Source organism: Salinimicrobium xinjiangense DSM 19287 (assembly GCF_000423585.1).
Lineage (GTDB): Bacteria > Bacteroidota > Bacteroidia > Flavobacteriales > Flavobacteriaceae > Salinimicrobium > Salinimicrobium xinjiangense.
In genome coordinates, this window is record NZ_AUIG01000016.1 from 58574 (window position 1) to 79572 (window position 20999).

A 20999-nucleotide genomic window follows, 5' to 3' on the forward strand; every position below is an offset into this window, starting at 1 on the left:
GCCGATGCCGCAGAAGCTTAACTTCCTTTCTTAGATTTTATCATTTGCTCCAGCATATCCCACATTTCTTCGGGAATGGCTTCTAAAAGATTGAATTGTCCCGCTCCCTTAAGCCACTCTCCACCATCAATGGTGATGACTTCCCCATTGACATAAGCCGAAAAATCTGAAACTAAATATGCAGCCAGATTCGCCAGTTCCTGATGCTCACCAACCCTTTTTAGAGGAACCTTCTTTGCAAGATCAAATTTTTCTTTTAAGTCTCCGGGTAGTAATCTGTCCCACGCACCTTTGGTAGGGAAGGGGCCCGGAGCAATAGCGTTCATCCTGATCCCATATTTCGCCCATTCCACGGCCAAAGAGCGGGTCATCGCAAGAACCCCGGCCTTGGCAGTAGCACTTGGTACTACATAAGCAGAACCTGTCCATGCATAGGTGGTGACGATATTCAAAACAGTTTTGTTCTTTTCTCCTTTGTCGATCCAGTGTTTACCAAAGGCGAGCGTGCAGTTTTTGCTGCCTTTCAAGACAATGTCTATGATTGTGTCAAAGGCATTTGCACTCAAGCGTTCTGTGGGAGAAATGAAATTTCCGGCAGCATTGTTCAGGAGAATATCTACAGATCCAAATTCATCTACTGTTTGCTCCAGCATGCTTTCCACCTGATCGTAATGTCGTACATCACATTGCACGGGCAGGCATCTCCCGCCGGTTTCGCTTTCCAGCTCCCTGGCAGTATTTTGCAATTTTTCAAGGTTTCTCGAAGTAATTGCCACCCGGGCACCGAGCTCCAGGAAATATTTCGTCATTGCTTTTCCGAGTCCGCTGCCGCCACCGGTTACAACAATTGTTTTTCCATTTAAAGCGTCGTCGCGAAGCATTTTTTGAGTGTAATCCATGGTTGTTTTTTTCGTTGTCTTTACTTTTGTTGAGATGCACTAAAAGTGCGTCTTTACTATTATGAGACGCACTGTAGTGCGCCTTTACCCTCTACTCCTTATCAACTGAGTTTATAGAGCGTCGTCAATAAGTATCTCCAGTAGTTGTATCGCTGCATCACTAATTTTTGTTCCGGGTCCAAAAACTGCCACTGCACCTGCGTCGAAGAGGAACTGGTAATCCTGAGAGGGAATTACTCCTCCCACAATGACCATAATATCTTCACGTCCATACTTCTTAAGTTCTTCGATCACCTGCGGCACCAGGGTCTTGTGACCTGCGGCAAGTGAGGAAACTCCGAGAATATGAACGTCATTTTCGACAGCCTGTCTTGCAGCTTCAGCCGGGGTCTGGAACAGCGGACCAATATCCACGTCAAAGCCAACATCGGCGTACCCTGTGGCCACTACTTTCGCTCCTCTGTCGTGTCCATCCTGGCCCATCTTCGCGACCATGATGCGCGGGCGGCGGCCTTCCTGCTCTGCAAACTTATTGGCCATTTCTCTTGCCTTTTTAAAGGAAGAGTCGTCTTTTATTTCTTTTGAATACACTCCGCTAAAGGATTGAATTTTCGCTTTATATCTGCCAAATACTTCTTCCAGGGCATCACTTATTTCTCCTAAAGTGGCGCGTTCCCTGGCAGCTTCTACGGCTAAAGCTAATAAATTTTCCGTGCCCGACCGTGCAGCTTTGGTTAGATTTTGAAGAGCAGTAGTAACTTTTTCTTTGTTCCTTTTCTGTTTTAATTTCTCCAGTCGCTCCACCTGTTGCCTGCGCACAGTCTGGTTGTCCACTTCCAATGTAACAATGGGATCTTCTTTTTCCCGGCGGAATTTATTTACTCCAACTATAACGTCCTGCCCGCTGTCAATCCGTGCCTGTTTTATGGCTGCAGCTTCTTCTATTCTTAGCTTTGGAATTCCGGCTTCAATAGCCCTGGTCATTCCACCAAGTTCTTCCACTTCCATGATAAGCTCCCAGGCCTTATGAGCAATTTTATCGGTTAAAGCTTCAACGTAATAGCTCCCCGCCCATGGATCAACTGTTTTGGTGATCTTTGTTTCCTGCTGCAAATGCAGCTGAGTGTTACGGGCAATACGTGCCGAAAAATCTGTTGGCAGGGCAATAGCTTCATCCAGGGCGTTAGTGTGGAGACTTTGGGTGCCTCCAAAAGCCGCAGCAGCGGCTTCAATTACCGTTCGTGCTACATTGTTGAACGGATCCTGCTCGGTAAGACTCCAGCCACTTGTTTGGCAGTGGGTGCGAAGCGCAAGAGATTTTTCGTTCTTAGGGTTGAACTGTTTCACCAGCTTTGCCCAGAGCGCTCTTGCAGCTCTCAATTTTGCGATCTCTGTAAAATGGTCAAGACCAATGGCCCAGAAAAAAGATAGCCTTGGTGCAAAGCTATCGATGTCCATTCCTGCATCCAGACCTTTACGAATGTATTCAAGTCCGTCGGCAAGTGTATAGGCCAGTTCTATCTCACTGGTTGCACCGGCTTCCTGCATGTGGTACCCGGAGATACTTATGCTGTTAAATCGCGGCATATTCTTAGACGTGTATTCAAAGATGTCTGAGATGATCTTCATAGAGGGGGCGGGAGGATAGATGTAGGTATTCCTCACCATGAACTCTTTTAAAATATCATTTTGAATAGTTCCTGAGAGTAATTCCGGTTTGACACCCTGCTCTTCGGCGGCGACTATGTAAAAAGCCATTATGGGCAAAACTGCACCGTTCATGGTCATGGAAACCGACATTTGATCCAGTGGGATCTGGTCGAAGAGAATTTTCATATCTTCTACCGAATCAATGGCTACCCCTGCTTTTCCAACATCTCCCACGACTCTTTCATGGTCACTGTCATAGCCGCGATGAGTGGGCAGATCAAAAGCTACTGAAAGTCCTTTTTGCCCTGCCGCAAGGTTACGTCTATAGAAGGCGTTGCTCTCTTCGGCAGTTGAGAATCCCGCATATTGGCGAATGGTCCAGGGACGGGTTACGTACATGGTGGTGTATGGCCCTCTCAGGTATGGCGGAATACCGGCAGCAAATTTTAAATGAGGCAGATCCTGGTAATGGTAAGTTTTTTCAGATGCTTCTGAATCCTCTGCGATATTTTTCAGCTTTAAATGCTGAAGATCCTTTCTGCTCATTTTTCAATTATTTTATAATTCCATTTGTCGCTCCTTTGATTCCGGGCGAACTCATTAAAGAAGATCCCAGAGGAAATGATGACAGCCCCAGCTACAAAAAGGCCATTACCCACCTGTGGATTATCTGCCCACGCATGCTCTAAACCACCCACGAGAGCAATTAAAGATCCGTAAAGAATAAGTCCTGTTCCTGCTATTCCGGCCATGATCGAGCGACTTTTAATGTTTGAAATCGTATTCAGTTTAATAATATCGCCCTCTATTTCTATGGTTTTTTCGTCTATTATTTGAAACCTGCCAATATATTTCTCACCCTCAAGGGTTTTGATCTTTACTCTTTTATTCTGTTTAAAAGTGCGGACTTTCTCTGAATCTGATTTTGTCATTTCCAGAACCTGCTCCTGTGCGAGCAATGGGAGGTAAATTAGAAATGAGAATAAAAAGAGGATTTCACGCATAGATTATTCTTCTTCCTTTTTAAGCCTTTCCTGTTCAGTTTTTTCTGCCAAACGCTTTTCGATCACCGGCTGCAATAAAGTTTGCCGGGGTTTGTGCTTCACAAAAGGATACAGCTCGAGTTCCGATTTCATTTTATCCTGTGGATTGGGATGCTTATTTGTTCCAATAAGTACCAGCTTTCCTTCGTCAAACTCCTCCTGTTCTTTTGCTGCACTTTCCGTGATCTTCTTCTGAATAGTCCCTTCCATGAGTTGAGTGACAAATCCGCCGCCTTTTTCAATAGTCTTGAAAATATCCAGGGCCTTGTCTGCCAATTCATGTGTAAGCGTTTCTATGTAATAGCTGCCTTCAGCAGGATTGGCTACTTTTTCGAAATAGCTCTCATGTTTTAGAACGAGTAGCTGATTGCGTGCAATGCGGTTTCCGAAGTTATTGTTTTTGTGGTAGATCGCATCATAAGCCATATTGCAAATGCTATTCGCGCCACCCAGGACTGCACTCATACATTCCGTAGTAGTCCGCAGCAGGTTCACGTTGTAGTCGTACAGGGTTTTATTGCGACGGGTGGGAAAGGCCAAAATATCGCAGGCTTCTGAAAGTCCATATTCACTGCTGATTGTTGAAAACAAAAGTCGAAGCGCTCTTATCTTGGCAATTTCAAAAAAGTAATTAGGGCCTGTAGCTACAAGGAACTGGAATTTCAGCTTTTTTGACACCTCCTCTTTTTCAGAAATATGGTTGAGGTATTCATTTACGTGTGCCATGGCATAAGCCAGTTGCTGGGGAATGGTAGCTCCTGCATTCTGATAAAGCCCGGTATCTACAGAAATAAAAGACTGTAAATTTTTACATTTTTGGAGCAGTACGTCCAGGATCCTGTGATCTTCTTTTTGATCGCGGTACCAGTTTCCGCTTCGGGCGAGATGCCCTACAATGTCAAACTGAAGATATACCTGTGACCCCGGAGCTAAAAATTCATCCAGCTTGAGGAAAAAGGCTTCCGAAGCAAATTCGGGCTTCAGGTAAACGGGAGTTTCAGAAGGATTCAGATCTTTAAAAAGCTGTTGCAGATCCACTTCTTCAGAAGGAAACAGGAACCAGATGCTTTCTGCACCTTTCCGCAGGGCGTCAAGGGCCTTTTCATTAGCTTTTTCGGCAGAATTCACATAGATCTGCTCTGTTATATTCCATTTTAAGGTCGATTTGATCTGCACCGGTTGTGGTGAGTCATCGGGATGATAAAAAGGTTTGACATTAATGCCATCGAGGGATTTCCAGACGAGGGTTTCATTATAATCGGCACCTTTAAGATCATACTGTATTTTCTGTTTCCATTGTTTGGCCGATACTTCTTCAAATTCACTGAATAAATTTTCTTCCATTGCCATTAAATTAAAGGATCTCTAAAATCACATTTTTGACACCTAATCTTCTGCCTCCTTATATTCAATAATGAAAATCTCTTCGTTATCTCTTTTCATGAAATATTCGCGACGGGCAAATTTTTCCAATTCCAGAGAGTCATTGAGATTCTCCATTATGGCCTTGTCGTTTTCGATCTCGTTGAGGTAATAGGCTCTGTTCTTTTCCAGATCGTCGATCTCGAGATCGAGTTCGCGATGAATGAGCCAGGAGTTGCTGTCTAAAAAGAGCATCCAGAACAGGAATGCAACCAGAACCAGCAGGTATTTGTTGCTGGCTATACGAAACCATTTGCTTTTGCGGATCTCTTTCAACTTCATAGTCCGAAATATACAAAATTAGAGCAAACGTTGACGAATAATGGTTTGAACAATATCAACAGCAACAGTATTGTACCGGTTTGTAGGAATAATTATATCAGCAAATTCCTTGGTAGGTTCTATAAACTGCTGGTGCATGGGTTTAAGCGTAGTCTGGTACCGGTTTAAAACTTCGTCCAGGTCCCGGCCGCGTTCGGCGATATCCCGCTTAAGCCGTCGAATAAGCCTCTCATCACTATCGGCATGCACATAGATCTTGATGTCAAACATCTCACGAATATCGGGATGGGTGAGGATTAGAATTCCCTCGACAATAATTACTTTTCTTGGGTCTATGATTATGGTTTCCCCAGTGCGGTTGTGTTCTTTAAAAGAATAAACGGGCTGCTGAATGCTTTTTCCGGCCTTTAATTCCTTAAGGTGAGAAACAAGCAGATCAAAATCTATTGATTTTGGATGGTCAAAATTGATTTTGGTTCGCTCTTCATAGGTGAGATGGCTGGTGTCCTGGTAGTAGGAATCCTGGGAAATGACATCTACCTCTTCATTTTTCAGTTCTTCGATAATCTGATTAACTACAGTGGTTTTTCCGCTTCCGGTCCCCCCGGCGATTCCAATGATCAACATATTCTAAATTTTCGGCAAAGTTAATTATTTACCGTTTTAAAAAGTATGTTTTATTTTTCTATGGCAGCTACATCTTCTTCTGTAAGCGTTTCTCCAAAATTATTTCCCCAGGCGTTATTAATGTAGTTCATAATATCGGCAATTTCCTGATTGCTTAATCCAAGAGCCGGCATCAAATTGTCGTACTCTACTCCATTGACTTTAATGGGGCCTTTTAACCCGAATTTTACAGCGTGTATGGATTCCTTTTGTTTGTTCTTCAACCAATCGGAATCTTTTACGGGAGGAAAAACACCCTGAATTCCTTCCCCTCCTGCAAGATGGCAGGAGGCGCAGAAATTGTTGTAAAGTCCGGCCCCTCTTGAAATGCTTTCCTTAAATTCAGGAGTGATCTCCTTTTTTGTTATTGCTGAAGTATTTTCTTCGGAAGAATTTTTACAACCGAAACTTAAGACCAGAAAAAGGCCTAATAAACTTTTTCTCATTACTGCTTCGGAAGAATTTTTACTATTCCTTTTCCTTCAACCGACACATAGATGTCTCCTTCGGGTGACTGCACAACATCTCTCACCCTGCCAATTTGCTCAAGGATCTTTTCGCGGGCAGTGACTTTTTTGCCATCCAGGCGCATGTGCTCCACGTACTGGAATTTTAATGAACCTACCAGTAAATTACCTTTAAGCTCTGGATATTTATCTGAGGTGACATAGACAAAACCACTTGGAGCAATAGAAGGAACCCAGTAATAAATAGGGTCTTCAAAGTCTGGTCCTGTTGTCTCATCAGTAAACGACGTACCGTCATAATTGATCCCGTAGCTTACTACAGGCCAGCCGTAATTTGCTCCCTTTTTAACTACATTTATTTCGTCACCTCCCTGGGGTCCATGTTCGTGTACCCAGATCTCATTGGTTTCGGGATTGAAGATCATCCCCTGCGGATTTCTGTGTCCGTATGAATAGGTGCCTTCTTTCGCGCCGGCTTCTCCTATAAAAGGATTGTCCTGCGGGATGCTGCCATCAAGGTTCAATCTGTAAACTTTTCCGCCATCGCGGGTTAGATCCTGCGGATTCACATCTCTGTCACCGCGGTCTCCTATACTAAAATAAAGATGCCCTTCGGTGTCAAAATCAATTCGGGAACCAAAATGTTGGCCACGGGTAGTATTTGGAGTGGCTTTGTAAAGAACTTCCTTATTTGTCAGCTGATTATTTTCAAGTTTAGCGCGCATAAGTTCTGTATTCCCGCCTTCGCCTTCTCCGGCTTCAGAGGAATAGGTGAAATAGATCCAGCCATCGCTTTCATAGTTGGGGCCTACAGCTACATCCAGGAATCCGCCCTGGCCACGGTTATAGACAGAAGGTGCACCTTCTACCTGTCTTTTCTGTCCATTCTCAAAATGAATCAGATCCCCGCTTTTTTCAGTGATGAGCATGCTGCCATCTGGCAGAAAGTCCATTCCCCAGGCAATCTGAAGATCGGGAACTACCACCTCATACTCATATTCTGCCGTAGTAAGTTGTTCCTCCGGAATGGTTACAGAGACAGTTTCCTGTATGGAATCATTTTCTGCTGCATTTTGATCGATTTCGGCCTTTGCTTTTCCGTTTTCGCCACAGCTAAAAAGGAAAGCGGCAATAAACACAGGGATAATAGCTGATCTGGATTTCATAATAAAGGTATTTTTTACAAGGTCAAATATAGAAAGAAATTAATTGTTTCTGGTTCACAACGGGGCGCCAATTCGAGCTGAACTTGGCAGTTATTAAAGATAAATATAGAAAAATTGTTAAAAAATGTTAAGGTGTTGAATTTAAAAATGTAGTTTTGAATTTTTTGGGCCTATCTGATCAATTCATTTTAAGCCAAATAAATAACTATAAAATGTATAGTAAGAAATATTCTTCCCTTTTTCTTGTGGTGGGAGTTATGAGTTTTTATTCTCATTTGTTTGGACAGGAAAATTCTGCAGGGAATAAAGAGATGTTCATAGCGTTTGATATGGCTATTGGCGAAGTGAATACAGCTATTTACTCGGGAGCAGAGTATATTGAAAAACATCGTATGATTAATGAAAATCATAAGTTCTTCCAGTCCCGGGAATTTGTGCCGTCCACTGTAGATTACGCCGGACAGACTTTTTTTAATATTCCTCTAAAATATAATGTTTTTGAAGATCTGGTAATCGTTAATCCTCAAGACCGGAAAATTCAAAACGGATTCCGTCTTTTTGATAATCAGCTACAGGGTTTTGATTATAACGGGCGCAGTTTTGTTAATATTTCTTCGGCGGGAGCTAAAACCAGTGGGATACATGAAATGCTTTTTGAAGATAAAAATTTTCAGGTCCTCAAAAAGTACCGGCTTAAGGAGAAGATGATAAGGAAAGATTCTTACGTTCACTATGAATTCCGTGCTCAAAAACCAACATACTTTTTTCTTTACAAGGGAGAATACCGGGAGCTTAACAGAAGGAATTTACTCCAGGCTTTTCCCGATCAAAGGACAATAGTTCTCGATAATTTCAGAAATTTCCGGAAACAATCCGGTGAACGCAGGGACCGGTCTGCCGTCGTTCTATTTCAAACCCTTTCTCAAATTAAAAACTAGCCTTCCCGAATGAAGAAATTTTTCTTTTGCCTGTTTATCTTTTCGGTATTTAGCTTAAAGGCGCAGATTTCCCAAAAAACAGACTTTAATTTCGTTGATGCATCCTTTGAAGAAGTGATCCTGCAAATTGAAAGCAAGACATCATTTAGATTTTACTATGTGGATACCTGGTTGCCCGATAAGAAAATTTCCGGAACCTACAGTGATGTTGAAATTCAAGAGGTGTTACAAGATATCTTTGATAATACGCTGCTGAATTTCCATGTAGACGGAGACAGGATTATTCTTACCAGGAACAATATTATTTATGACGAGCTGCCTGAAAACTTCTTCGGAAAACAGGAGTCTGAAGTTGTAGACACACCTGAAGAAAAAACATATAATCCGGTATTTTATGAAGATGTTTCAGCGGAGCAAAAGCCAATAGAAACAATTACAATAGGCCGGGCAGACAGATCACAGGGAAAATCCCGTCTTAAATTAAGTGGTGTTGTGACCAGTGCCGAAGATGGAGCTCCAATTCCTAATCTTGCCATTTCGGTAAGGGATCGTGAGATAGGCACCGTGACAGATTCGCGTGGTCAATATTCTTTGAATCTTCCACCCGGAGTACATATAATTGAAACCCGCTCTTTTGGAAGTGAAGATGTTACAAAACGTGTGGTAATCTACAATGACGGGCAATTAAACCTGAGCTTAAGAGAGGATTTTGAACAGCTGGGAGAAGTTCTGCTGGAATCAAACCCCAATAAAAACGTGAGTGATGCAGTGGGAGGATCTGAAGAGATCAATGTAGAGGAAATAAAAAACATTCCTTTGGTTCTTGGGGAAAGAAATATTTTAAAAGTAAGTACAACACTTCCCGGGATATCCACTGCCGGTGAAGGTGCAGCAGGGTTTAATGTGAGAGGGGGGCGATCAGACCAAAACCTGATCCTGTTAGATAATGCAGTGATATATAACCCTTCGCATTTCTTCGGTATCTTTTCTGCTCTTAATCCATTTACTACTGGTACTGTGGATATTTATAAGGGACATATCCCTGCAAATTACGGGGGAAGACTTTCTTCAGTTTTTGATATTAAAACAAAGGATGCCAATGTGCAGGAGTTCGCAGGTGAAGGTTCTATTGGTCCTGTAACAGGAAATTTAACTCTGGAAGTTCCCATTGTAAAAGAGAAAGCAGGTTTCCTCGTAGGGGTAAGAAGTACGTATTCAGATTGGATATTGAAATCTTTGGAAGAGGAATCTCTTCGAGACAACGAAGCTTCATTTTATGATGTTGTAGCAAAATACAACCATAAAATTGGAATGGACACAGATGTGGATCTTATGGGATATTTCAGCAATGACAGGTTTAACATTACACCAGATTCGCTCTACAGCTACAGTAACAGGCTTTTGTCAATGGAAGTGGGCCACAGGTTCAATGATTCCCATCAGGGGAAGGTGATCTTGACCAACTCCAATTATAATTTTAATATTGATTACGCGGGAGAGTTCACCAATGATTTTAGATCGGGCTATGGCATCAATGAAACCGAGGCCAAGGTGCACATGAGGTACAGGCTTAACTCAAAACATCGTTTTGATTATGGAGTTTCGGCCAAGTTATACCTTGTGGAGCCCGGAGAGATAAGTCCGCAAGGAGAAAATTCTGCCGTACAGGCTGTAGAAATACCCCGGGAGAAAGGAGTGGAATCTGCCGTTTTCCTTGGAGATGAATTTATTGTGAACGAAAAATTACTATTAAGTGGCGGGCTCCGGTTTTCTCTCTTTACCGCACTTGGGGAAGGGACAGAAAGAATTTACCAGGAAGGAGCACCTCGCCAGGAGTCCTCTGTTGAAGATGTTGTGGAGTACGGAAATAATGAGGTGATAGCGAGCTATGGGGGTCCCGAGCTTCGGCTGGCGGCAAGATATCTTTTACAGGAAGATCTATCAGTAAAGGCAAGTTATAACAGCACCTATCAATACATCCACACGCTTTCCACAAATACCACAGCATCCCCAACAGATACCTACAAACTTTCTGACGGAATAGTTAAACCACAGCAGGCAAACAATTACTCTCTGGGCTTCTACAAGAATCTTTTTCAAAACACCTATGAACTTAGTTTGGAAGGCTACTACAAGACGTCTAATGATATCCTGGATTATAAGGTGGGTGCCCAGCTCTTCCTTAACGAAACCATTGAGACTGAAATCCTGCAGGGTGAGGGTAAATCTCACGGAGTGGAATTTCTTCTGAAAAAAACAAAAGGAAATCTCAACGGCTGGGTTGGATATAGTTATTCCCGCTCTTTTGTAAAACTGGCAGGGGAGTTCAAAGATGAAATAGTGAACAACGGAGAATTCTTTCCTTCCAATTTTGATAAACCACATGATTTTTCAATGGTGGCAAATTATAAATTCACAAGAAGATTTAGTCTTTCGGCAAATTTCGTTTATCAAACAGGAAGACCTATTACTTATCCTGTAGGTAAATACAATTATAACGGAGCCGAATATGTAATGTACAGTGATCGCAATGAATTCAGGATTCCCGATTATTACAGGCTGGATTTGAGTTTCAACATAGAAGGCAACCACAAAATCCAAAAGCTGGCACATAGTTTCTGGAATATTTCAGTTTATAATGTTTTAGGAAGGAATAATCCTTATTCGGTATTCTTTGTGACCGAAGGAGGAAAAATTAAAGCCTATAAAAGTTCGATATTCTCAATTCCTGTTCCTACCATAACTTACAACTTCAAGTTTTAAGGATGATGAGCAGTAGAAATTTGATAAAATTATTTTTCGGAATCGTATTAGTTTCAGGTTTCCATGGTTGTGTTGAACCTATTGAAATCGAATCTCAAACATTTGAAGATGCCTTGGTTATTGAAGGAATTATAACGAATGAATTGCAACGACAGGAGATTCTTCTAAGCCGTACTTTTAGGCTGGAAGAAAGAGGGCCGGCTAAAGAAAGCAACGCTCAGGTATGGGTTCTTTCTGAAGGCCAGTCATTTTCATTTAGTGAGGCCGAGCCGGGGAGGTATGTTTCCGATAATGCTTTTCGAGCTGTTCCCGGAAGATCTTATACTCTAGAAGTAAATACTTCTAATGGCAGAAAATATTCCTCTGAACCCGAACAACTCACAGAGGCGCCGGGAATTTCCAATGTGTATGCAAAAAAAACCAGCTTTCGGAATGAGGAAGGTATAGCCATTCTATTGGATGTAAAGGGAGCAGAAGGAAACTATGGCTTTTATCTTTATGATTTTTCTGAAACATATAAAATTGTTTCTCCCTTAACCACTACGAGAGATCTCATCTATATGGATGGAGAATTTATAGAAGTTCCTAAAACCAAGGAGGAAAGTGTTTGTTACGTTACAGAACCCTCGCAGGAAGTACTTTTGGCCAATACTTATGAACAAAGCGGTAGCGACCTGAACCGGTTCCTTGTTAGATTTATAGAAAATAAGGATTACAAAACAGCATATAGATACAGTATTCTGGTTAAACAATATTCCATCTCTGCAGACGCATTTTCATTTTATGAAACCCTCAGGGATTTCTCAGATTCTGAAAGTCTTTTTTCTCAGAATCAACTGGGATTGATCAATGGAAATCTTTTTTCTGAAAGTGACCCAAATGAGAAGGTGATCGGTTTCTTTTCGATAGCAGATGTAAGTTCTCAAAGAATTTTCTTTGATTTTGAAGATTTTTATGAAAGAAGTGAAGTACGCCCCGCTTCTCATGTGACGGGCTGTGAAATATCTGTTCCCGATTTATCAACTACCGGTAATAAAGAAGCATTGGCGCAGCAACTCAATGTGGGGAATGTAAAATATTTTGCCTACGAATTTGGAGTTGGCTATAAATTCGTGAAAGCCGGGTGCATTGACTGTACTGTGTTTGGAACCAATGTGGTACCCGATTTTTGGGAAAAATAGATGTATTATGAAAACATTTCTGTCCTTCATTAATCTCTTTGCCTGTAGCCGGGCCTCTTCTCAGGACCTGGGAAACGCCATAGTACCATTTGATTCAAAAATGTTATTTATGAGGTTCTTTTTTAGTTTTTTATTTCTTACCGGTCTTTACGGTTGTGTAGAGCCCATTGAAATTGAAACTAATAATTACGAGGATGCGTTGGTTATAGAGGGGATAATTACAAGTGAATTGCAGCAACAGGAAATCCTGCTCAGCCGTACGTACAGACTGGAAGAAGATGGACCCTCAAAAGAAAGCAATGCACAGGTGGTAGTGATGACAGAAGGTGAAAATTTTCAATTTACCGAATTAGAGCCCGGTAGATATGTCTCCACGGAAGCTTTCCGCGCTATTCCCGGAAGAGCTTATACGCTGAAGGTGACAACCTCCAATGGGAAAACTTATGCTTCTGAACCCGAAGTTCTTTCAGAAGCACCGGAATTATCAGACGTCTCTGCCGTAAGAACTACATATAGAAATAAGGAGGGGGTTGCTATACTTTTAGACGTTGACGGGAATGAGAAGAATCCCGGGTATTACCTTTATAATTTCGAAGAAACTTATAAAATTGTTTCGCCTTTTGATTTCCCCCGGGACCTGGTCTACCGCGATGGAGAGTTCGTGCAGGTGCCTAAAACCAGAGAGGAAGAAGTTTGTTACGTCACCGAATTGTCCCGGGAAGTTCTCCTGGCTAATACAAATGCCGAGAATAGTAGGGGTATTGATGATCTTCTGGTGAGGTTTATCGAGGGTGAAGATTACAGGACTGCCCATCGTTACAGTATAAGGGTAAGGCAATTTTCTATCTCTGGAGATGCTTTTTCTTATTATGAAACTTTGAAAGATTTTTCAGATTCTGAAAGTCTGTTTTCTCAAAACCAATTGGGTCTTATTAATGGAAACCTTTTTTCTGAAAGTGATCCGGATGAGAAGGTGATCGGCTTCTTTTCTATAGCAGATGTCAGCTCTCAAAGGATCTTTTTTGATTTTGAGGATTTTTATAGTACAAAAGAATTCATTCCCGATTCTCATGTTTCCCTTTGTGAGGTCAAAGTTCCCGATTCTTCAACCGACGCAGAAATACAGGCCTTGAGACAGCAGCTTGAATCGGGAAGTGTTAAATTTATAGGCATGGACGTTTTAAAATACAGATTTGTCAGATCTCACTGCGTTGATTGCACATTATATGGAACAAATGCGGTGCCTGATTTTTGGATAGAATAGAACAAGACATTATGAGAGAAATTTTAACTTTTTTTACAATATTAATTTTTTCCTTCGATCAGGTCAAATCACAGGAATTATCCCACATGTTGGCCCCTGAAGGTTTTGAAACCCGAGCCCATCAGGAAAGAGTTTATGTACATCATAATTCGGCTGTAATTTTTCCCGGGGAATATTTTTTGTACAGCGTTTACAATTTGAATTCAAAAACAGGGAAATTATCCGATCTGAGTAAGATAGCTTACGTGGAGCTAATTGGTGAAAATTCAGAGGTAGTATTTCGACAAAAAGTAATGTTGGAAGGGGGGCGAGGATATGCAGATTATTTTATTCCTACTTCGGTACCATCAGGAAATTATAAGCTGGTGGCGTATACCAACTGGATGAGAAATTTAGAGGATAATTATTTTGAAAGTGATATTGTTCTAATTAATCCCTATCAGTCGAATCAAAAGCAGCTATTAAAAACTGGAATAAATACTAATTCTGAAGTTCATTTGAAGGGAAGGGAAAGAACAGAAAACGCCCCAGCTGAAGGATTGCTGCCTTTGAGTCTTAATAAAAACACTTTTAAGAAAAGGGATCAGGTAAAGATAAACACAGGAAATACTTCAGGGGAAGTTATGAATGGCACATATTCTCTCTCTGTAAGAAAACTGGAGACTCTTTCTTTCAACCCTAAGAAAACAGCTAATTCAAATGGTTCTAAAAATGAGGAGCTTTTTATTGCAAAGGAGAATAAACTAAAACTACCTGAATTAAGGGGACAGATAGTTGCGGGCCGGTTAACTTCAGGAGCAAATATTACACCTGGAAAAAGAATAGTGGCATTATCCATACCTTCAGAAGAAGGTTTTACAAATTTAGTGGAAACCAATAAGGAAGGACAATTCTTTTTTAATGTCGAAACTGATATCAGGAACAGAAATGCTGTGCTGGAGATCATTGGAAGTGGAGGTGATGAATTTAAAATAGAGTTGGATAGACAGGAGGGAATCGATCCTTCCGGGCTCCAATTTTCTGAATTTACCTTAACACCCGAAATGGAAGATATTATCCTGCAGAGGAGCATCTACAATCAAATCGAAAATGCCTTTTTTTCGGTGAAACCAGATACACTTGTACCACCTGAAAAGGAGTCGGGCCTTCCAGAGAAGATGATGGAAACTTATCAGCTTTCAGATTATACCCGTTTTAAATCTGTGCCAGAGACCTTTGTGGAGATTATAAAATCTGCAGGAGTTAGAAAAAACGCTGAGGGACAGGCAGTTTTCCAGGTGAGGGGATTAAATAATTATGTGGAAATGGGTTTGTTGCCGTTGGTTATGATCGACGGGATTATGGTCCAGGATCACAGTATTCCTGCAGGAATGGATGCGAGACGTTTAAAGTCTGTAAAGATTATAAGAGATAAAATCTTTCTGGGTCCGGCATCTTTTCAGGGAGCTGTAATATTCGAAACTCTTGACAATGATTACTTTGATGAACATTCTGCTCCCAATGTCCGGAAAGTAGAATTATTCACTTCTGAAGTTCCGAAAAAATATTTTCAACAGGTATACACTGAAAAGAACAGGAATAACCGTGTTCCCGATTTCAGATACCAGCTTTATTGGAATCCGAACCTCGATCTAAAATCTTCGGGTGAAGCAATTGAATTTTTCACATCAGACGTTGAGGGGGACTTTGAGGTAGTCCTTGAAGGCTTTACTGCCGAAGGTAAACCAGTGTCGCTCAGAGAGTATTTTAGGGTGGAGTAGAAGCTTATAAAGTAATTAGTAAAAAAAGGTATTTATATAAAGCCAAAGCAAAGTTGTTTCCTATATTTGCAGACCATTTAGATTCAAAATTCAGGATTCAAGATTCACTGAGTTGGAATTTGAAATTTGTTTATTCAAAGTTATCAGCGTCAGCTGATTTCGGGGTGTGCCCTTCGTCAAATTTCTCATGAATTTGCTCAGGATAAACTCCGCCCGGTTATCTCGCCTGCTTTGGGTAGATAGTGGAATTTGAATTTTTTTTATTGAATGTTATCAGCGTAAGCTGATTTCGGGGTGTAGCGTAGCCCGGTTATCGCGCCTGCTTTGGGAGCAGGAGGCCGCAGGTTCGAATCCTGCCACCCCGACAAAACAAAGCCTTGCACGAAAGTGCAGGGCTTTTTTGTTTTAGCCAAGACCCGAACTTGTTCGAGGTCGCAGGATAAAAAACAAAAAAGACCGCGCAGGCGCCAGCCTGCAGGCTTTGTTTTAGTTCCACCCCCAACAGGATCACCGACCGCAGGGAGGTAATCCTGTGGCAAGAAGTACGAAGGTAGATTTACGAAGTTAGAAGTACGAATTTGAGCTTGTTCGAGGTGGCAAGAAGTACGAAGGTAGATTTACGAAGTTAGAAGTACGAATTTGAGCTTACTTGAGCTTGAAGGAAAAAACAAAAAAGACCACGCAGGCGCCAGCCCGCAGGCTTTGTTTTAGTTCCACCCACAACAGGATCACCGACCGCAGGGAGGTAATCCTGTGGCAAGAAGTACGAAGGTAGATTTACGAAGTTAGAAGTACGAATTTGAGCTTGCTTGAGCTTGAAGGAAAAAACAAAAAAGACCGCGCAGGCGCCAGCCTGCAGGCTTTGTTTTAATTCCACCCCCCACAGGATCACCGACCGCAGGGAGGTAATCCTGTGGCAAGAAGTACGAAGGTAGATTTACGAAGTTAGAAGTACGAATTTGAGCTTGTTTGAGCTTGAAGGATAAAACAAAAAAGACCGCGCAGGCGCTAGCCTGCAGGCTTTGTTTTAGTGCCACCCCTAAGGAATTTTCCAGTAAGGGAAGAATAAACTAACATCTCAAAAATGACATTTTCATGAGTATGGAGTTATTAATCCTACCGTCTTCCTGATTTTCCATTTTTATTTTCCAGAATTTTCTTATTGGTGAGATCGAGAATCATTGGTGTAATGCTGGTCATTCCTTGTTTCACTGCCCATCGGTCTGTTCCTTCTTCCACTTCTTCAATAGGAAAAACTGTAAACCAGTAATGTTCCCTACCCATAGGATCTGCCTGCTGAATTACTTTACCATCGTAATGTCGAATAGATTGAGAGGTCCAGGTGATTTCACCTTCGGGTTTACGGGGAAAGTTTATATTAAGTAATTCCATTTCATATTCATGCATTACTTCCTTTAAAGCCGGTTTTACAAAAGGTTCAAGGGCCTCAAAATCAGGTTCTGTTTCTCCGACGGAAACACTGAGGGCTATACCTCTTATCCCGAATAGAACCGCTTGTCTTGCTGCCGACAAGGTGCCGGAGTGCCAGGCCGAATTTCCGAGATTTGATCCAATATTAATCCCCGAAAGTACCAGATCTATGTCATCGAACAGGTGAGCACCCAGGGCAACACAATCGGCAGGAGTGCCACTTACCCGGTAGGCTTCCATTCCTTCAAAATGGATTGGAGATTTTTTATAGGTAATAGGTTTGGCCGAGGTGATGGCCTGTCCCATGGCAGACTGTTCCACATCGGGGGCCATAACGATAACCTCCCCATATTCTGCAGCACATCGTGCGAGACACGAAAGCCCCGGACTGTAAATTCCGTCGTCATTAGTCACAAGTATTTTCATAGTAATTTGTTTTAATCGGTTGTTAGCTTAAAATACAAAACTCTCAAATAAGTTGAAACGTATTTTTTATAAGTCTGTGTTAAGGAACCTGTTATACTCTTTTCTGCTCCTTATATTTGAAGGAAATGAAGGTGATGAAAAAAGCTATTCTTATCTACAATCCTACTGCAGGTAATGGAAATCACACAAAGAGTGACCTTAAAAAATTAATTGAGGGACGGGGCTTTGAAGTTAAATCCTATTCTACAGATTCTCTATTCTGGAAGCGGTTTACACGTAAAGATGCGGACATCATTTTCGTGGCCGGAGGAGATGGGACAGTGCAAAAACTCACAAAGGTCTTGCTTGAAAAAAATAAAGAAGAATTTCTGAAAATACCTATACAAATTTTACCCTACGGTACAGCAAATAATATAGCAACAACGCTTGGTTTAAAAAAAGCTGAGGAGCTTATTCAGGGGCCACATGAAAAAACAAAATTCGACATTGGATTAATAAGTGGAGTTGAAGAAGCTTCTTTTTTTATAGAAGGTATGGGCTGTGGAATTTTCCCCCGGCTGGTGCGGGTGATGAAAGAAAAAGATGAAGAAGAAAAACAGGATGAGATAAAAACTTCCCTCAAAGAGCTACTGAAGTTGATAGATTCCTATGAAGCAGAGGAGGTCATAATTATTGCAGATGAGGAGGAAATTACAGGAAAGTTTTTACTTGTAGAACTCATGAACATAAGATATATAGGTCCAAATATTGAATTAGCTCCCAATGCTAACCCGGGAGATGGTAGCTTCGAACTGGTAATGGTGCGGGAAGAGGCCAGGGAAGACCTCAAAACCTTTATTGAAAACCAGCTTAAGGAGACTAAAGAGGAAAAACAACTGAAGGAATTTGCTGACCTAAGAAAAGTTAGGGAAGTACGTCTCAAATATATTGGAAGGGATGTGCATATTGATGATGAAATTCTTGAAAATTATAACGGGAAGGAATTAAAAATTAGAAACCGCAAAAGGGTATTTTACTTTTTAAAATCGCAATAGATAAAGTGTTTTTTAACTAATATCTATGCTTGTTAACGTTTAGGTCATCAAGATGTTTATTTTTTTTTGAAATTAGTTGTTTTAAAAAATTTCATTATGATAGTAGCATCTTTATTTTCTAAGCGTCCATCATTTGGATTTAGAGCCACTCCTTTATTAGTGGGAGCAATTCTAATTCTTTTCATATTACTTACCGGCTGTCAGGAAAAGAACTACGCAAAAGTTCCTGAAGAATCCGGGATTGCTGAAATCACCCATGAACAAAAGGTAAAAAGAGGAGAGTATCTTGTCACCACTATCGGATGTGCCGATTGTCATTCTCCAAAACAATTTGGAGAGCGAGGTCCTGAAGAGATCAAAGGGCTAAAACTTTCTGGTTTTCAGCAGGGGCAGGAACTTCCTGCAGTTGACATGGCTAATCTTCCACCGGGCTTCATGGTCTTTAGTGGAGACCTCACCGCAGGTATAGGTCCGTGGGGAACTTCTTTTGCAGCAAATATTACTTCTCATGAAACCGGGATTGGTAACTGGAGCCTGGAGCAGTTTAAAATAGCCATGCAAAAAGGAAAGTATAAAGGATTGGAGAACGCCAGAGATCTTTTACCTCCAATGCCCTGGTTCAATTTTGCTCACCTTAGTGATGAAGATCTGGAGGCGATGTATCATTATCTACAAAGTACAGAGCCTGTGGATAATATAGTTCCTGCACCGTTACCACCGGGAGCCGTGGTGGCTATGAAATAAAAGACATCCAAAAATGACATTTTAGAGCCTTAATTAAAAAGGCCCTGCAAATGCAGGGCCTTCGGCCGCTTCCGGCCAACCTAAACTTAAACAAAAATCTACTGAACCTATTTCCAGTATTGCGGTTTGGCTTCTTCAGTAAGCTGATTCCAATAACCGGGCGTTACCTTGTGACCATCAAATGTTTTTAGTTTTCTTTCAAAAACTCCTATTACAGGATTGAAAGTGATATCTGTAACTCCAACTGTATATAGCTGTATATCTTCAGGCTTTTTCTTTTTTTCTTCCTCAATCACCACTGTAAAGCCATTGTGTTCCAGTAGCCGGGTAAGAAATTCTTTCCGTTCTTCCTCAATCTTCTTTTCGATAAAACTTACTCTTGTTTCACCAATACTTCCGAAGCTATGTTTTCCCTCTAATGCCATGATCTATTAATTTAAAACTGAACTTATCTGATATATATACTCATACAGCGGACTATAAATTCCAAGCGCGAGAATTCCGAATACTGTAATGAGCAGTCCCAGTTTCATATATAATTTGTTCTCAAAAAATGGGATAGGATCTTCACCTTTTCTAACGAACATTGCCCTGATTACAAGCAAATAATAATAAAGCGAAATAGTAACATTCACTACCGCCAGGAATACCAGCAGGTAATAACCTTCACTGGCAGCTGCAGTGAAAAGGAAGAACTTGCCAAAGAAGCCTGCTACCGGAGGAATGCCCGCTAGTGAAAAAAGAGCGAGCATCATGACCAGACTTAATCTTGGATTGGTGCGATATAGTCCTTCATAATCTTTCATATTTTCCTTCCCTGTTTGATTTGAAATAGCCTGCACTACGCCAAAGGCTGCAAGATTCGAGAAAATATAAATAGTGACAAAGTAAACCACAGTTGCTGTTCCCAACTGGCTTCCTGTCATAAAACCTAATAAAATAAATCCTGCCTGAGCAATAGAAGAGTAGGCAAGGAACCGCTTCATATTTTCCTGTCTAAGAGCGAAAAGGTTTCCTATAAACATGGTGGCAATGGCCAGGATGTAAAGCATATTCTCCCAAATATGCATTAAAGGTTTTAAAACCGTAAACAGGAGGATCATTAAGATGAAAGCAGCGGCGCCTTTGGAAATTACCGAGAGATAGGAGGCAATCGCAATTGGCGCACCCTGGTAAACATCGGCAGTCCAGAAGTGGAACGGCACCAAAGATATTTTAAAGGCGAGCCCTGCAAAGAACATTACAAAACCTAATAGCGTCAAATTGGAGACTGTGAGGGTAGTTAGAATGTCTTCAAAATAAATGGAACCGTTAGTAGCATATAACATACTGATTCCAAATAGCGATACCCCCGATGCCAGTGCTGCTGAAAGAATAAACTTAATCCCTGCCTCCCCTGATTCTCTTTTAATGATCTCAAAGGCGGCAAGCGCTGCAACTGGCAGCGTGGAAATTTCCATTCCTATAAAGAACATGAGAAAATCCCCGGCAGAGATCATAAAGTACATGCCAAGGAGCGAAGCGAATAGCAGGATGAAAAATTCTGTTCCTCTTTCCTGGTTCATCATGTTTTTTTCCAGCCAATCTGCCGACTGTAATAAAAGTGTGAAAACTCCGATATTAAGTACTCCTTTAAAGAAGTGGATCATTTCATTACTCTGGAACATTCCTCCAAACAGGAAACTTTCTTCCAGCGGCAGGAAACCAACAGCGGTGTGAATTCCAAATAAGAGTAGTGCCAGGTGCAGAATGCTGCTCTTTTTGCGATCTGGGATTGCAATTTCAGCAATAATGAGGAGTAGGATGATTCCCAGGAGGGAGATCTCATGCCGCATTAGTAAAAAACTATTTAAATCCATCTTC

General features: G+C 41.4%; 19 protein-coding genes and 1 tRNA gene. 8 read left to right on the plus strand and 12 right to left on the minus strand.

The genetic code is table 11. The annotated features are described in order from the left end of the window. Positions 1-17 precede the first annotated feature (17 nt). The 8 genes from G564_RS0107035 to G564_RS0107070 form a co-directional block, all read right to left on the minus strand. On the minus strand, positions 18-899 hold the full coding sequence (locus G564_RS0107035; RefSeq protein ID WP_029037037.1) for an SDR family oxidoreductase: 882 nt from the start codon (positions 897-899) through the stop codon (positions 18-20). Positions 900-1010: 111 nt separating this feature from the next. Next, on the minus strand, positions 1011-3095 hold the full coding sequence (scpA, locus tag G564_RS0107040; protein ID WP_029037038.1) for a methylmalonyl-CoA mutase: 2085 nt from the start codon (positions 3093-3095) through the stop codon (positions 1011-1013). Continuing rightward, positions 3092-3553, minus strand: a complete 462-nt coding sequence (locus G564_RS0107045; RefSeq protein ID WP_156879197.1) for a hypothetical protein — start codon at positions 3551-3553, stop codon at positions 3092-3094. Before G564_RS0107045 ends, scpA begins: the two co-directional genes overlap by 4 nt. A 3-nt stretch (positions 3554-3556) precedes the next feature. Next, the gene (locus tag G564_RS0107050) at positions 3557-4936 is read right to left on the minus strand and encodes a methylmalonyl-CoA mutase subunit beta (protein WP_029037040.1); all 1380 of its coding nucleotides are present in this window, start codon (positions 4934-4936) and stop codon (positions 3557-3559) included. A gap of 42 nt (positions 4937-4978) precedes the next feature. Beyond that, complete coding sequence (locus tag G564_RS0107055) at positions 4979-5296, minus strand: FtsB family cell division protein (protein WP_029037041.1); 318 nt, start codon at positions 5294-5296, stop codon at positions 4979-4981. A gap of 18 nt (positions 5297-5314) precedes the next feature. Continuing rightward, a complete protein-coding gene (gene udk, locus G564_RS0107060; protein WP_029037042.1) occupies positions 5315-5923 on the minus strand; it encodes a uridine kinase in 609 nt (202 codons plus the stop codon). A gap of 50 nt (positions 5924-5973) precedes the next feature. Next, positions 5974-6408 (minus strand): c-type cytochrome, encoded by a 435-nt coding sequence (locus G564_RS0107065; RefSeq protein ID WP_029037043.1) that lies wholly within the window; start codon positions 6406-6408, stop codon positions 5974-5976. After that, entirely contained in the window at positions 6408-7595 is a 1188-nt protein-coding gene (locus tag G564_RS0107070; protein WP_029037044.1) for a PQQ-dependent sugar dehydrogenase, read from the minus strand. The genes G564_RS0107065 and G564_RS0107070 overlap by 1 nt, the downstream gene beginning before the upstream one ends. A gap of 212 nt (positions 7596-7807) precedes the next feature. Between G564_RS0107070 and G564_RS0107075 the strand changes: the two genes are divergently transcribed. The 6 genes from G564_RS0107075 (at position 7808) to G564_RS0107100 (ending at position 15866) form a co-directional block, all read left to right on the plus strand. Further along, positions 7808-8533, plus strand: coding sequence for a hypothetical protein (locus tag G564_RS0107075; RefSeq protein ID WP_029037045.1), 726 nt, complete (start codon positions 7808-7810; stop codon positions 8531-8533). Positions 8534-8542: 9 nt separating this feature from the next. Then, positions 8543-11296 carry a carboxypeptidase-like regulatory domain-containing protein gene (locus tag G564_RS0107080; RefSeq protein ID WP_029037046.1) on the plus strand — a complete coding sequence of 918 codons (2754 nt, stop codon included), beginning with the start codon at positions 8543-8545 and terminating at the stop codon, positions 11294-11296. 20 nt (positions 11297-11316) lie between these two features. After that, positions 11317-12477: a DUF4249 domain-containing protein gene (locus G564_RS0107085; RefSeq protein ID WP_169578119.1), complete on the plus strand. Its 1161-nt coding sequence runs from the start codon at positions 11317-11319 to the stop codon at positions 12475-12477. Between the two features lie 7 nt (positions 12478-12484). Beyond that, the gene (locus tag G564_RS0107090; RefSeq protein ID WP_029037048.1) at positions 12485-13741 is read left to right on the plus strand and encodes a DUF4249 domain-containing protein; all 1257 of its coding nucleotides are present in this window, start codon (positions 12485-12487) and stop codon (positions 13739-13741) included. An 11-nt stretch (positions 13742-13752) separates the two neighbouring features. Continuing rightward, on the plus strand, positions 13753-15501 hold the full coding sequence (locus tag G564_RS0107095; protein ID WP_029037049.1) for a hypothetical protein: 1749 nt from the start codon (positions 13753-13755) through the stop codon (positions 15499-15501). A gap of 290 nt (positions 15502-15791) precedes the next feature. Further along, a tRNA-Pro gene (locus G564_RS0107100) sits at positions 15792-15866 on the plus strand. A 420-nt stretch (positions 15867-16286) separates the two neighbouring features. Here the strand turns inward: G564_RS0107100 and G564_RS20285 are convergent. Both G564_RS20285 and surE read right to left on the minus strand, forming a co-directional pair. Then, positions 16287-16538 (minus strand): hypothetical protein, encoded by a 252-nt coding sequence (locus G564_RS20285; RefSeq protein WP_156879198.1) that lies wholly within the window; start codon positions 16536-16538, stop codon positions 16287-16289. A gap of 79 nt (positions 16539-16617) precedes the next feature. Further along, complete coding sequence (gene surE / locus G564_RS0107105; RefSeq protein WP_029037050.1) at positions 16618-17358, minus strand: 5'/3'-nucleotidase SurE; 741 nt, start codon at positions 17356-17358, stop codon at positions 16618-16620. A gap of 134 nt (positions 17359-17492) precedes the next feature. On the opposite strand from surE, the gene G564_RS0107110 reads away from it, so the two are divergent. Together G564_RS0107110 and G564_RS0107120 are read left to right on the plus strand one after the other, a co-directional pair. After that, on the plus strand, positions 17493-18392 hold the full coding sequence (locus G564_RS0107110; RefSeq protein WP_169578120.1) for a diacylglycerol/lipid kinase family protein: 900 nt from the start codon (positions 17493-17495) through the stop codon (positions 18390-18392). 96 nt (positions 18393-18488) lie between these two features. Further along, positions 18489-19136, plus strand: coding sequence for a c-type cytochrome (locus G564_RS0107120; RefSeq protein WP_156879199.1), 648 nt, complete (start codon positions 18489-18491; stop codon positions 19134-19136). 107 nt (positions 19137-19243) lie between these two features. Here the strand turns inward: G564_RS0107120 and G564_RS0107125 are convergent, their stop codons facing one another. Together G564_RS0107125 and G564_RS0107130 are read right to left on the minus strand one after the other, a co-directional pair. Continuing rightward, positions 19244-19561, minus strand: coding sequence for a hypothetical protein (locus tag G564_RS0107125; RefSeq protein ID WP_029037053.1), 318 nt, complete (start codon positions 19559-19561; stop codon positions 19244-19246). A gap of 6 nt (positions 19562-19567) precedes the next feature. After that, a complete protein-coding gene (locus G564_RS0107130; protein WP_029037054.1) occupies positions 19568-20995 on the minus strand; it encodes an NADH-quinone oxidoreductase subunit N in 1428 nt (475 codons plus the stop codon). Between the last annotated feature and the right edge of the window lie 4 nt (positions 20996-20999).